15 protein-coding genes are annotated in these 12444 nt (G+C 62.9%); 9 read left to right on the forward strand and 6 right to left on the reverse strand.

Annotated elements, in window-relative coordinates:
* Positions 1-32: 32 nt before the first annotated feature.
* Positions 33-941, forward strand: coding sequence for a LysR family transcriptional regulator (locus PQR40_RS10495; RefSeq protein WP_408237982.1), 909 nt, complete (start codon positions 33-35; stop codon positions 939-941).
* A gap of 6 nt (positions 942-947) precedes the next feature.
* Here PQR40_RS10495 and phnN read toward each other — a convergent pair whose 3' ends face one another.
* From phnN to phnF, 3 genes are read right to left on the reverse strand one after another with little or no spacing between them, the layout of a single operon-like run.
* Positions 948-1502, reverse strand: coding sequence for a phosphonate metabolism protein/1,5-bisphosphokinase (PRPP-forming) PhnN (gene phnN, locus PQR40_RS10500; protein ID WP_408508947.1), 555 nt, complete (start codon positions 1500-1502; stop codon positions 948-950).
* 2 nt (positions 1503-1504) lie between these two features.
* The gene (locus PQR40_RS10505) at positions 1505-2227 is read right to left on the reverse strand and encodes a DUF1045 domain-containing protein (RefSeq protein ID WP_408508948.1); all 723 of its coding nucleotides are present in this window, start codon (positions 2225-2227) and stop codon (positions 1505-1507) included.
* On the reverse strand, positions 2224-2982 hold the full coding sequence (phnF, locus tag PQR40_RS10510; protein WP_408335020.1) for a phosphonate metabolism transcriptional regulator PhnF: 759 nt from the start codon (positions 2980-2982) through the stop codon (positions 2224-2226). The genes PQR40_RS10505 and phnF overlap by 4 nt, the downstream gene beginning before the upstream one ends.
* Positions 2983-3163: 181 nt before the next feature.
* Here phnF and phnG point away from each other — a divergent pair, with 181 nt between their 5' ends.
* From phnG to PQR40_RS10545, 7 genes are all read left to right on the forward strand, one after another.
* Complete coding sequence (gene phnG / locus PQR40_RS10515; protein WP_408335017.1) at positions 3164-3649, forward strand: phosphonate C-P lyase system protein PhnG; 486 nt, start codon at positions 3164-3166, stop codon at positions 3647-3649.
* The gene (phnH, locus tag PQR40_RS10520) at positions 3649-4260 is read left to right on the forward strand and encodes a phosphonate C-P lyase system protein PhnH (RefSeq protein WP_408335014.1); all 612 of its coding nucleotides are present in this window, start codon (positions 3649-3651) and stop codon (positions 4258-4260) included. Before phnG ends, phnH begins: the two co-directional genes overlap by 1 nt.
* The gene (locus tag PQR40_RS10525) at positions 4260-5417 is read left to right on the forward strand and encodes a carbon-phosphorus lyase complex subunit (RefSeq protein ID WP_408237999.1); all 1158 of its coding nucleotides are present in this window, start codon (positions 4260-4262) and stop codon (positions 5415-5417) included. Before phnH ends, PQR40_RS10525 begins: the two co-directional genes overlap by 1 nt.
* Positions 5414-6337, forward strand: a complete 924-nt coding sequence (locus PQR40_RS10530) for an alpha-D-ribose 1-methylphosphonate 5-phosphate C-P-lyase PhnJ (protein WP_408238002.1) — start codon at positions 5414-5416, stop codon at positions 6335-6337. Before PQR40_RS10525 ends, PQR40_RS10530 begins: the two co-directional genes overlap by 4 nt.
* The gene (gene phnK / locus PQR40_RS10535) at positions 6334-7104 is read left to right on the forward strand and encodes a phosphonate C-P lyase system protein PhnK (protein WP_408238005.1); all 771 of its coding nucleotides are present in this window, start codon (positions 6334-6336) and stop codon (positions 7102-7104) included. The genes PQR40_RS10530 and phnK overlap by 4 nt, the downstream gene beginning before the upstream one ends.
* Positions 7105-7112: 8 nt before the next feature.
* Positions 7113-7880: a phosphonate C-P lyase system protein PhnL gene (gene phnL / locus PQR40_RS10540; protein ID WP_408335005.1), complete on the forward strand. Its 768-nt coding sequence runs from the start codon at positions 7113-7115 to the stop codon at positions 7878-7880.
* Between the two features lie 94 nt (positions 7881-7974).
* The gene (locus PQR40_RS10545) at positions 7975-9108 is read left to right on the forward strand and encodes an alpha-D-ribose 1-methylphosphonate 5-triphosphate diphosphatase (protein ID WP_408238011.1); all 1134 of its coding nucleotides are present in this window, start codon (positions 7975-7977) and stop codon (positions 9106-9108) included.
* Positions 9109-9117: 9 nt separating this feature from the next.
* On the opposite strand, the gene PQR40_RS10550 is transcribed toward PQR40_RS10545, so the two are convergent.
* The gene (locus PQR40_RS10550; RefSeq protein ID WP_408238014.1) at positions 9118-9408 is read right to left on the reverse strand and encodes a hypothetical protein; all 291 of its coding nucleotides are present in this window, start codon (positions 9406-9408) and stop codon (positions 9118-9120) included.
* 96 nt (positions 9409-9504) lie between these two features.
* Between PQR40_RS10550 and PQR40_RS10555 the strand changes: the two genes are divergently transcribed.
* Entirely contained in the window at positions 9505-10269 is a 765-nt protein-coding gene (locus PQR40_RS10555; protein WP_408238017.1) for a glycosyltransferase family 2 protein, read from the forward strand.
* 85 nt (positions 10270-10354) lie between these two features.
* Here the strand turns inward: PQR40_RS10555 and PQR40_RS10560 are convergent, their stop codons facing one another.
* Together PQR40_RS10560 and PQR40_RS10565 are read right to left on the reverse strand one after the other, a co-directional pair.
* Positions 10355-11362 (reverse strand): lysylphosphatidylglycerol synthase transmembrane domain-containing protein, encoded by a 1008-nt coding sequence (locus PQR40_RS10560; RefSeq protein ID WP_408508949.1) that lies wholly within the window; start codon positions 11360-11362, stop codon positions 10355-10357.
* A 182-nt stretch (positions 11363-11544) separates the two neighbouring features.
* Positions 11545-12378, reverse strand: a complete 834-nt coding sequence (locus PQR40_RS10565; protein ID WP_408238074.1) for a GntR family transcriptional regulator — start codon at positions 12376-12378, stop codon at positions 11545-11547.
* Between the last annotated feature and the right edge of the window lie 66 nt (positions 12379-12444).

The raw sequence follows: 12444 nt of genomic DNA on the forward strand, positions 1-12444 counted from the left end.
GATTAACAAGCTTTATATACGGGATTACCCTCATGAAGCTGCAACAACTGCAAGCATTCGTCGCCGCCGCCCATCATCGCAGTCTGCGCGCCGCCGCGCGCGAGCTCGGCGTAACGCAACCGGCCGTCACGCACTCAATTCGCGAGCTGGAAAACGCATTGAATGCCGAGTTGATGGTGCGCAGCGTGCGCGGCGTCGAGTTGACGGCGTGCGGGCTTGCGCTGTTGCCGCGCGCGGAACAGTTGCTGGGCGATATGCGCCGCACTGTCGAGGCAGTCGAACAGGTAAAGGGGGAACTGGCCGGCAAGGTGAGCGTGGGCACGATGCCGTCGATCGCGCTGACTGCTCTACCGCATGCGGTTTCGAAGTTTCGCCGTGCGATGCCGCTGGTGAATCTGCATCTGGAAGAAGTCACGATTCCGGATGCCGTCGCGCGTTTGCGCAACGGCGCGCTCGATATCGCGGCAATCCATCATGTGCAGGCGCTCGACAGCGATCTGGTGCAAGCGCCGCTCTACTCGACGCAGTTCGTCGTCGCGATGCGCGCGGGGCATCCATTAGCGAACGTCACGAGCCTGCATGAATTGCTAGACGCGGAATGGATCGTGACCGTGGGCGCCGATCACTTTCCGCATAGCGTGATGATGGCAATGTTCAATGCGCACGGCTTGCCGGTGCCAAAACGACAACTGCGGGCACCGTCGTCATTCGCGGTGACGCTCGGGCTGGTGTCGCAAACCGATGTGATCGGCTGCTTTACCAGGCCCCTGGCGCAGATGGTCGCGCCGCTTGGCATACGCATTGCACAGATTGAAGAGGCGCTGCCAAGTTACGACCTCAGCATCATCTCACGGCGCGATTTGTTACCTACGCCGGCGGTGTTGCAGTTTGTGTCGTGCCTGCAGGAAGCGACCAGAGAGCGGATGGCCATGGCCGGGTAGCCAGGCTTATCGAACGTCGGCTTCCGCCTGCAAAAAAGCAATCAGTTCGAGCCCCGCGTCTTCCAGCGCTCCAGAGTTATCGATCGTCATGCACCGGAGCCCCTCCGGCAGCGAAAACGGTGCCCGCCGTGCGAGCCGGGCCGCGACCTGTTCCGCCGACTCACGCGCCCGTGCGCCGAGCCGGGCTTCGAGAATATGCGGCGCTGCATATACGTGCACGACCTCCGTGTGCGGATAACGCGCCAACGTTTGCTGCAAATACTGACGCGACCCGTTGACGACGACCGTACAACCGCGTGCAAGCCATGCATCGAGTTCGATACCGATGCCATAACGCAGCGAATGGCTCGACCATTCGAGCGTGAACAGACCGAGCACCGAACGCGCCGCGAATTCTTCGACGCTCAACGCAACATGCTCTTCACCCTTGCCGCTCGGCCGTGTGATGTAGCGATGCGCAAACAGAATCGGCTCGCCCATCAGGCGGTGGCGCGCAAAATCCAGCAATGAATCCTTGCCCGCACCGGACGGCCCCATGACATAAATCAGACGACCAGCCATTGTTATTTCACCTCGCGGGTCTGAAACGGCACGCGTTGCCACAGAACGAATGGCTCGCCGGGCGCGGGTTCGACAAAGAGCGCCGCGTGATCGATAGCGAGCGGCCCAAGCATCGGCGTTTTCGCTTGCCACCATGCAACCAGCGTCGCGCGCTCATCGGCATCGGCAAGAGAACTGGATAGCGTCATGTGAAAGCGGAATTCGTCGAAGACGTACGGATAACCCCATTCGATCAGCAATGCCCGTTGCCGTTCACTCAACGGCGCGGCGAGACGGCGTGCCAGATCGGCGGCGGCCGGCCTGGCGCGCAGTGCATCGAGCGATTGCAGCGCACTGGAGGCAACGTGACGAATGTTTGCTTCGCCACTCGGATCGGCAGGACGTAGTGCGACGAAATCGCCGAGCGTCGCCGCTTGGACAGGTAGCGCGAATGGGCTTTGCGTGCCGGCCCATTTGCGCGTCGCTTCCAGCAGATCTTGTTGGGTAATGCCTTCGGCAAGACGAAACGGCGCGACCAGCGTGCCATGCCAACCATAGCGCCGCGGCGCTTCGGTTAGATCGGCCAGAGGGCGCGTCAGGTCTTCCGGTTGCGGCGACATGCATCGCTCGCCGCTTTCCGCATCACGCCCCAGCCACGCCGAACCCGCCTGCCACCATGCCGACTCGCGCGAGGGTGCGTAATACACCGCGAAACGTGCCCCAACGCCCCACACCGCGCCGCTCATACGTCGTGCTCCACCAGCAACTGCACACGGTCCGCCGCAAAATGCGTAAAGCCGTATTTAACCGGTGTGCCGTCCAGATCGACGTCGACGTTTTCGACCCACAACACCGGCTGCTGCCGGTTGATGTTCAGACGCCGCGCTATTTCGGGCTCAGGTAACACGCTGCCGATACGGCTCCACTTGCGCAAATAATCGCTCACGCCCAGTTCAGCCATCGACTTGGTGATGCTGCCCGTGCGCTCCAGCACCGCCGGCAAGTCCGTAAAACGCGCGGCCGGATACCAGTTGCGCGCGAACGTGAGCGGCACGCCATCCGATTCGTGCAGCGACTCGATCCGGTAGACCGACGCGCCCGCCCGCAGGCTGAGCGCCTTCGCGACATTCGGCTCGGCCTTCACGCGCGCGGCCGACAGCATCGTGCCCGCCGCCGCATGATGCTGCTGGCGCAAGTTTTCTGTAAACCGCGTGCGCCGGCCAATCGTATAGTCGATCGCGCCGGGCTGCACGAACGTGCCACGCCCCTGCTCGACGCTCACAAGTCCCAATGCGGCCAGGCCGAGCATGGCCCGGCGCACGGTATGGCGGTTCACGTCGAAGCGTTTGGCCAGTTCGCCCTCGCTCGGCAAACGGCCTTCTTCGCCGAAGCCGCTCGCGGCGATTTCCGCCGCCAGAATCTGCTCGATCTGCCGCCAGACGGCAACGCCCGCGCCGCGTTCGAGCAGCGTGCCCGGCGTCGCGTTGTCGTTCAATGTCATGGTGCTGTCATTCCTCTGGGTTCAAATATTCGCTATGCCATGCATTGTAGTGCGCGAGCCGTGATGGAAATGTGAAACGTCGGCCAGGCACATCAACGCCCGGCAAGCATACCCCTAAACGTCTAGACGTTTAGATGAATAGATGGTCAAATGACCGCTCGCTGGATCAACAGGAATTTCGATGAGTGCCACTTCTGCCTCGCCTTCCTCCGCCACGCGGCGCGCATGGATGGCCGTGCTGGCCCGCACACCGCGCGCCGATCTCGAAGCCGCGCTGGAACGTGCGCTGCAAGGCGTCCCGCCCCCTGCTTACGATTGGCTGCGGCCACCCGAAATCGGCCTCGCGATGGTGCGCGGCCGCGTCGGCGGCAGCGGCGACCCGTTCAATCTCGGTGAGGCTACCGTCACGCGCGCCACGTTGCGTTTGCGCGTCACGGGTGACGCAACGGCAACCGTCGGCGTTGCGTGTCATCTGGGCCGCGACCGCCGCCGCGCCGAACTGGCTGCGCTGGCAGACGCACTGCTGCAAATGCCTGAGCATCACGCTGCCTTGCATCAGCAATTGATCGAGCCGTTTGACACACAGCAGGTCGCTGAACGCGCGGAGCGCCGGCAGGATGCTGCGGCGACACGCGTCGAATTCTTCACGATGGTCAGAGGCGACTGATGGAAAACTCACAGATTGCATTGTCGACACTAACGCCCGGTTTCGCGGACCCGGTGCACGACACCCAGGCGGTATTCCGCACGCTGCTCGATGCGCTGTCGCGCCCGGGTACCGTGGGCGTCGTCGAAAGCGGATTGCCGGAAGTGCGGGCCACTCGCGCCGAGTTCGCCGCATTCGCCGCACTGCTGACGCTGTGTGATTACGCCACGCCCGTGTGGCTCGCACAGGCGGACACGGCGCTGGGCTCGGCGCTGCGCTTTCATACCGGCGCGCCGCTCGTCGACGAACCGCGACAGGCAGCGTTCGCCTATATCCACGACGCAAACGCAATGCCGGCGCTGGAAAGCTTTGCCCTCGGCGAAGCGGAATCGCCTGAGCACTCGGTGACGTTGCTGATCCGCGTCGAAGCACTGACGGGCGGCACGCCGGTCGTACTCAATGGCCCGGGCATACAGCACACCACGACAATCTCGCCGATCGGCCTGCCCGAGCACTTCTGGCACGAACGCGCCGCCCTCGCACCGCTCTTTCCGTGCGGCATCGATTGTTATCTCGTCTGCGGCAGCACGCTGATCGGCCTGCCGCGCACAACTCAAGCGAAGGTGAACTGATGTACGTTGCCGTCAAGGGTGGAGAACGCGCGATCGAAGCATCATGGCGTCTGCTCGACAAGAAGCGCCGCGGCGATACTCGGCTGGCTGAACTCAGCGTCGCGCAGATTCGTGAACAACTGCGCCTCGCCGTCGCGCGCGTGATGACCGAAGGCTCGGTGTACGACGAAGAGCTCGCGGCGCTCGCGATCAAACAGGCCGCGGGCGATCTGGTCGAAGCAATCTTTCTGCTGCGTGCGTATCGCACTACGTTGCCGCGTTTTGGCTATACGCAGGCGATCGATACCGAAACCATGCAAGTGGAGCGCCGCATTTCGGCGACCTTCAAGGACGTGCCCGGCGGCCAGTTGCTCGGCGCGACTTACGATTACACGCAGCGTCTGCTGGATTTTGCGTTGCTCGCCGATGGCGATGCCGGGACCGATACGACCGCAACACCAGCTTCCACTCAAGCCGTTCAGTTCGCAGTAGAGGCCATGCCACGCGTGGTCACGCTGCTCGACAAGGAAGGCCTGATCGAACAGGAACGCCCCACGCCGGAAGCGCCGGAACCCGGCGACCTCTCGCGTGAGCCGCTCGCATTTCCCGCGAGCCGCGCGACGCGTTTGCAAAACCTCGCTCGCGGCGACGAAGGCTTTTTGCTCGCCATGGGCTACGCCACCCAACGTGGCTATGCGCACACGCATCCCTTTGCCGGCGAGATCCGCTTCGGCACGATCGCTGTTGAAATGGAACTCGACGAACTGGGCGAAGCCGTTGAAATCGGCGATATCGATATCACCGAATGCCAGATGATCAACCAGTTCGCCGGCAGCGGCGACGTCCCGCCTACTTTCACGCAAGGCTATGGCCTCGCGTTCGGACACTCGGAACGCAAAGCGATGGCAATGGCGCTGGTGGATCGTGCGTTGCGCGCTGAGGAACTCGGTGAAACGCTCGCCTCGCCGACGCAGGACATCGAATTCATGCTCTCGCATAGCGATAACGTCGAAGCCTCCGGTTTCGTTCAACATCTGAAATTGCCTCACTACGTCGACTTCCAGTCCGAACTCGAACTCGTGCGACGACTGCGCGCGCAACACGACGCAGCGGGCAAAAATCAGGGCAACGATCAAGGCAAGGATCAGGATCGCGATCAGCAGGAGCAAGCCGCATGAACGCGCCGCACACCTCTCTCACCACTGCTTCGTACGACAGCGCCGCGGACGGCTACAACTTCGCCTACCTCGACGAACAGACCAAGCGCATGCTGCGCCGCGCGTTGCTCAAGGCGGTCGCCGTGCCGGGTTATCAGGTACCGTTCGGCTCGCGGGAAATGCCCCTGCCGTACGGCTGGGGCACTGGCGGCATTCAGGTGACCGCGGCGATCATCGGCAAGAACGATACGCTGAAGGTCATCGATCAGGGTTCCGACGAAACCACCAATGCGGTCAACATCCGCCGCTTCTTTGCGCGCACTACGGGCGTGGCGACCACGCGCCGCACGACCGAAGCGACGATCATCCAGACACGTCACCGGATTCCCGAAGCACCGCTCACCGACAAGCAGATTCTGGTTTATCAGGTGCCGATGCCCGAACCGTTATTTCGCCTGGAGCCGCGCGTCGCCGAATGCAAAAAGCTGCACGCGCTGGCCGATTACGGGTTGATCAGTGTGAAGCTGTACGAGGACATCGTCCATCACGGCAGCATCGCTACCACGTACGACTACCCGGTGATCGTCAACAACCGCTATCTGAGCTCGCCGTCGCCGATTCCGAAGTTCGACAACCCGAAGATGCATATGAACCCCGCGCTGCAATTGTTCGGCGCCGGCCGCGAACGGCGCATTCACGCGATCCCGCCGTACACCCCCGTGCGCAGTCTCGACTTCGACGACCATCCGTTCGAGGTGCAAAAGTGGCAGCACGCGTGTGCGCTGTGCGGATCGACGGAAAGCTTCCTCGACGAAATGATCGTCGACGACGCCGGCAAGCGCATGTTCGTCTGCTCTGATAGTGACTACTGCCATGAACGCCGCGGCGATCAGGACCTCGAACTGCCTTCATACGAAGCGCGCAAAGGAGAAGCCGCATGACGCCGCTGTTGAGCGCCCGTTCGCTCACCAAACAATATCGCGGCCGCAACGGCTGCAGGAACGTCAGTTTCGATCTGTATCCGGGCGAAGTGCTGTGTATCGTCGGCGAATCCGGCTCGGGCAAGACCACGCTGCTGAATGCTCTCGCCCTGAAAACCGAAACCGATAGCGGCTCGCTCCACTACACGGCCACGCATGGCGAAAAGCTCGATCTGCTCGCCTTGTCCGAACCGCGCCGGCGTTTGTTGATGCGTACCGAGTGGGGTTTCGTGCAGCAAAATCCGCGCGACGGCCTGCGCAGCGGCGTCTCTGCCGGCGCGAATATCGGCGAGCCGTTGATGGCCGTCGGCGCCCGCCACTATGGCGATATCCGCCACGCCGCAACGCAGTGGATGGAGCGCGTCGAACTCGACGCCACCCGCATCGACGAATTTCCGGCGGCGTTTTCCGGCGGCATGCAGCAGCGTTTGCAGATCGCGCGTAATCTCGTCACCGGTCCGCGCCTCGTCTTCATGGACGAGCCGACCGCCGGCCTCGACGTCTCGGTGCAGGCACGCCTGCTCGATCTGCTGCGCACGTTGACGTCCACACTCCATCTGTCGGTGCTGATCGTGACACACGATATCGGCGTGGCGCGGCTGCTTGCGCATCGCCTGATGGTCATGCAAGGCGGTGAAGTCGTTGAGGCCGGTCTGACGGACCAGGTGCTCGACGATCCGCAGCATCCGTACACGCAAACGCTGGTTTCCTCGGTTCTGCCGGTTTGAGGTTCACAATGCGATCCATTGAAACAAGCAGGGAATCACACGTCGATGAACGCGCGTTCATCGAGAACAACGCACTGATGCTGCGCGCGGCCGACATCGGCAAGACCTTCACGCTGCACGGCCAGGGCGGCGTGCAGATCGAAGCGCTCGCGGGTGTGTCGCTCGATGTCGAACGCGGCGAATGTGTCGTGCTGGTCGGCCCTTCAGGCGCCGGCAAGAGTACGCTGCTGCGCTGTTTATACGGCAACTACCTGGCCAGCACGGGCTCGATTGCGATTCGCGACGCGGCGGCGGATGGCGGGCAGCCGGTGTCGATCACTGGCGCCGAGCCGCACGACGTGCTGCGCCTGCGGCGCAGCATAGTCGGCTACGTCAGCCAGTTTCTGCGCGTGATTCCGCGCGTGCCGACGCTTACGCTTGTCGCCGAACCGTTGCTGTCTCGTGGCGTGGCGGAAGACGAAGCCCGCGCGCGTGCTGCTGCCCTGCTAGCGCGCTTGAATGTGCCCGAGCGGCTGTGGTCGCTCGCGCCCGCCACCTTCTCCGGCGGCGAACAGCAACGCGTGAACATCGCCCGCGGTTTGATCGCCGGGCATCCGGTGTTGCTGCTCGACGAGCCCACGGCCTCGCTCGACGCGGAGAACCGCGACTTAGTGGCCGATCTGGTCGTCGAAGCTCGCGAGCGTGGCGCGGCGATTGTCGGCATCTTTCACGACGAAGATACCCGCAACAAGGTCGCCACGCGCCGCCTTGAACTCCAGCCGCCGCTACGCCACTAATTGACACGAAACGGCACTAAACTGAACCACTAAACTGAAATACTGTGTCGAAGCACTGCGCTGCGACACTCACGACAGACTACGGAGCAAGTCGATGTTGATCAGGAACGCTCGCATCGTGACGCGAGACGATGTATTTACCGGCGTGCTACGCATTGAAGACGGCGTGATTCGCGACGTCGAGCGTGGCACGACCTCGGCGCGCGAAGCGGAAGATTGGGACGGCGACTATCTGTTGCCGGGTTTGATCGAACTGCACACGGACAACCTCGAAAAACATCTGGCGCCGCGTCCGGGCGTGCAATGGAATACCGATGCCGCCTTTGTGATCCACGACGCGCAGGTGGCGGCGGCCGGCATCACCACGGTGTTCGATGCCCTCGCGATCGGTTCGCGCTCGAATGTGGGCCTGCGCGGCCGCGATCTGCAAACGCAATGCGCCGAATCCCTCACGCGCTTTTCCGAGCGCAAGCTGCTGCGCGCCGAACACTTTCTGCATCTGCGCTGCGAAATCGCTACCGCCGACGTGGTCGAGGTGTTCGATTCGTTGTGCGGACATCCGTTGCTGCGGCTTGCCTCCGTGATGGATCACACGCCCGGCCAGCGTCAATGGCACGACCGCGAACAATGGCGCCGCTTTCAGGAGCGCAACGGCAAACTGACTGACGAACACGTGGCGACGGCGCTGGCCGAGCTGTCCGTCGAACAGGACCGTTACGCCGACGCGCACCGCCGCGAGATCGTCACGCGCTGCAACCGGCTCGGCATTCCGGTAGCGAGCCATGACGACACGCTGATCGAGCACGTCGAACAGGCCAAGGCCGAAGGCATCGTGCTGGCCGAATTCCCAACCACCCGCATCGCCGCCGAGACGGCACGCGAGCACGGTATTTCGACCATCATGGGGGCGCCGAATATCGTGCGCGGCGGCTCACATTCCGGCAACGTGTCGGCGCTCGAACTGGCTAAAGCTGATTTGCTCGATATCCTGTCGTCGGATTACGTGCCGTCCAGTCTGTTGACTGCCGTGTTCGAACTGGTCGGTAAGGCCGGCTGGACGCTGCCGCGCGCCATGGCGACAGTCTCCGCCGAGCCGGCCCGCACGGCAGGCCTGCATGATCGCGGCGCGATCGAAGCAGGTTTGCGCGCGGACTTCGTACGCGTCACGATGCTCGACACGCTGCCGGTGCCGCGCGCGACGTATCGCGCCGGGGCGCGGATCGTCTGACGATGCTGCTCAGGCCTCGCTGGGTGCGGGCAGCAGCGGTTCCACCGCGGCCCAGCGCGTCCAGCGGGGTGTCCGGTCAGGCGCTTCGACGCGCAGGGTGCGCGAGCCGTCACCGAATACGAGGGATTCGACAGTGAATGCGCTCCCCTCTTCAATGCCCGCTTCGCGCACATGTCCGGATTGAAAGGTGAAACTAAGATTGCCTTCGCGCAACAAATCGAAGTAGGCGTCGAAATCAGTAGTTGATGAACGTGTAGCCCAACGATTCAGGAGGGTGGCGGCGATTTCGGCGTCGTACATTCTGTACCTCTCTGGACATAAGCCGTATCCCGACTATAGCTGAAAAGTAAGCTTTGTGCTGCACCGCACCATGACCTGCTCACTACGCCCCTTTCCATGACAGCTCGCGCCCCGCTCAGACGTCCTCCACGAATCTCCTGTGTCATTTGCGCCTACAACGAGGCGCCTCGCATCGCCGCGGTGCTGGCTGTGGCCTGCACCCACCCTTTGCTTGATGAAATCATCGTGGTGGACGACGGTTCGACCGACGGCACCGCTGAAATAGTCAAAGGCTTCTCATCCGTACAACTGATTCGATGCACGGAAAACCAGGGCAAAAGCGCCGCAATGGCGGTTGGAATCGCCGCGGCGCAAGGCGAGTTGCTTATGCTGCTCGATGCCGACCTGAAGGGTCTGACCGCCGCGGACATCAGCGCCCTCGCCCTGCCCGTTTTGCAAGGCAGCGCACAGGTGAGCCTGAGTCTGCGCCAGAACAGCCTGTTGGCGTTTCGCGCCATCGGCCTCGATTTCGTCTCCGGTGAGCGCGTGGTCAGGAAAACGCTGTTGAGCGAAGTCCTGCAGGACGTTCACGGCTTGCCGCGCTTCGGGATCGAGGTGTTCATGAACCGTCGCATCGTCGTGCGCCGTCTGCCGATTGCGGTCACTCACTGGCCCCACGTCACGCAGGCTCGCAAAACTGAGAAGCTTGGTTACTGGAAAGGCATACGCGCGGAATGGCGCATGATCGTGGACCTGCTGAAAGCTGTTTATCCGCTCGCGCTGATTTCACAGACCTTTCAGATGCTTCGCTTACGCATTGACCATGGCTCACGGGCGAGTTTTGCGGCACGCATCCGGAAAGTGCCCGATAGTCCGCGCTAAAACGCTGACCGAACCTGGCGTGAGTGAACCCAGCGAGCCTGGTGAGCCGCGCCGCGCCGTTCCATTCGCTCCCAGCCTCGACGGTTCATTCGACAGCCGACAGCGGATCGCGTCCCCTCGTTGCAAGCGCAACAAAACCTGCCGCGCCCAGCACCAGGGGGCTGTAAAGCGTCGCGAAGCGCCACAGCACCAGCGCCGTCGCGATGCTCGCGCGGGGCACCCAGGTCGCGAATGCGGCAGCCAGCGCGATATCGCCGGTGCCGCCGCCCGCGGGCACACCAGTCCACAGCGCGGCATGCAGGGCCACGGCCTGCACCGCGAGCACGAAACCTAACGGCAGGCGGTAACCGAGTTCGCGCAAGATGAACCAGAGGGCGCCATAGCGAAGCAGCCACTGCAGCGTCGTCAGCAGACACAACGCGGTAAGCCGCCACCTGGGTATGGCGACCAGTTCCAGCCATTGCCGGCGAACGCTGTGGCAAAACCTGCTCAACCGCGTGCGGCGCTCGTTAAGCCAATGAACGCGCCGGCCGGCGGCGTCCAATGCCGCCGCCACGCGCCGACGATTCATCCAGCAGACACCTGCCAGGCACACGGCGCCGGCCAGCACGCCGAACACGAACGGTGCGCTCGCGCGCGGAATCACTTGCGTCAGCGGCCCGAATGCAAACAGCAGCGAAACCGGCACGGCGGTCGTGAAGAACGCGAGGTCGAGCGCCTGATCCGCACCGACGACGGTCGTCGCAAGCGACCAGGATGCCCCGGCGCGTTGCAGCAGGCCGATGTTGACGCCGTAGCCCGCCGCCCCCAGCGGCGAAGCCAGGAACGCGAAATCGGTCGCCAGCGTGATGGCGAAAGTGCGCGGGAAACTCACCCTGAGTCCGAGCGCGGTCTGCATCAGATGCAGCTTGCCGGCCTTTGCCATCGCGCTGATTGCCGCACTTGCGGCAAGCGCGGCGAACACATAGAGGGAAACATGACGCAGGCCGGCGAACGCTGCGTGCGAATTGAGAGCGAAAGGCGCGCCGACGGCGAGGCCGATACCGGCAAGCGCCACCAACACTGCTGCTTTACGCGTATGAGATCTGATCAACGAGGGCCTCAGCAAATGCAGCACGGCCCTACCTTCGTCGCACGACGCAGCCGGCATGGGGCTGCGTTGTGCATGGAATCGGGGCCGTCCGGGGCCTCATGGTAACCACTCGACACTGCGTTTTCGTGACGCCGTTTGACAAGGCGCGTCAATTGCAACGCGCGAGACCCTCCGCTATCGCGTCAGGTCGACAAAGGCACGCGCTCCGGTTCGTCCGCTTCGAACCAGGCTGGATTGCGTTCGGCAATCGGACCGAGCGACATCAGAATCTCACGCAGATGGTTGCGCATCGCCTTTTCAGCGGCGCCTGGGTCATGCGCGCGAAGGCCCGCCAGAATTTTTGCGTGCTGCTTGATCAGCAAATCGAGCGGCGATACGTCAGGCAGGCTCAGATAACGCACGCGATCCATCTGCGCCTTGATGTCCTGAATCGTTTCCCATGCGGCCGTGCAATCAATCGCCTGGGCAATCGCGTAATGAAACGCCTCGTCGAGCGCGAGGAAAGCCGCGGTGTCGTTCAATTTCGCCGCAAGCTTCTGGTCACGAAGATTGTCGGCGAGTGCCTGCAACTGCTCGTCGGTAATCGATACGGCTGCCTTGCGCACCACCGCCGTCTCGATCGCTTCACGAATGAAGCGCCCTTCGCGCACCTGGCGCGGCGAAATACGCTTCACGAAGGTGCCACGCTGCGGCAATACCTGAAGCACGCCCGCTTCGACCAGCTTGATGAATGCCTCCCGCACCGGCTGCCGCGACACCTGAAACATGTCGGACACTTCCTTCTCCGAGAGCGGCGTGCCTGGCACCATCTGACCGATAAAAATCGCTTCGCGCAGCGCACGGAAAATCTGCTTGCCGATCGGCTCGTGCGAATCGAACGAGACACTGGCGGTCAGATCCGGCAACTCGACGCGCGCACCGCCCTGCACGCTCGCACGACGGCGTGTGCGGGGCGCAACGAGCGTGGCATCGGAGGAGAAAGAAGACGCGCTGGCGTGGAGGTTCTTGGTCGGCATCAGCAAAGCAACAAATGAATAGCGAGGGAGGCGGCACACACCGTGAATACCTGCCTGGATATCCAC

This window comes from Paraburkholderia sediminicola (assembly GCF_046026855.1).
GTDB classification, from domain to species: domain Bacteria; phylum Pseudomonadota; class Gammaproteobacteria; order Burkholderiales; family Burkholderiaceae; genus Paraburkholderia; species Paraburkholderia sediminicola_A.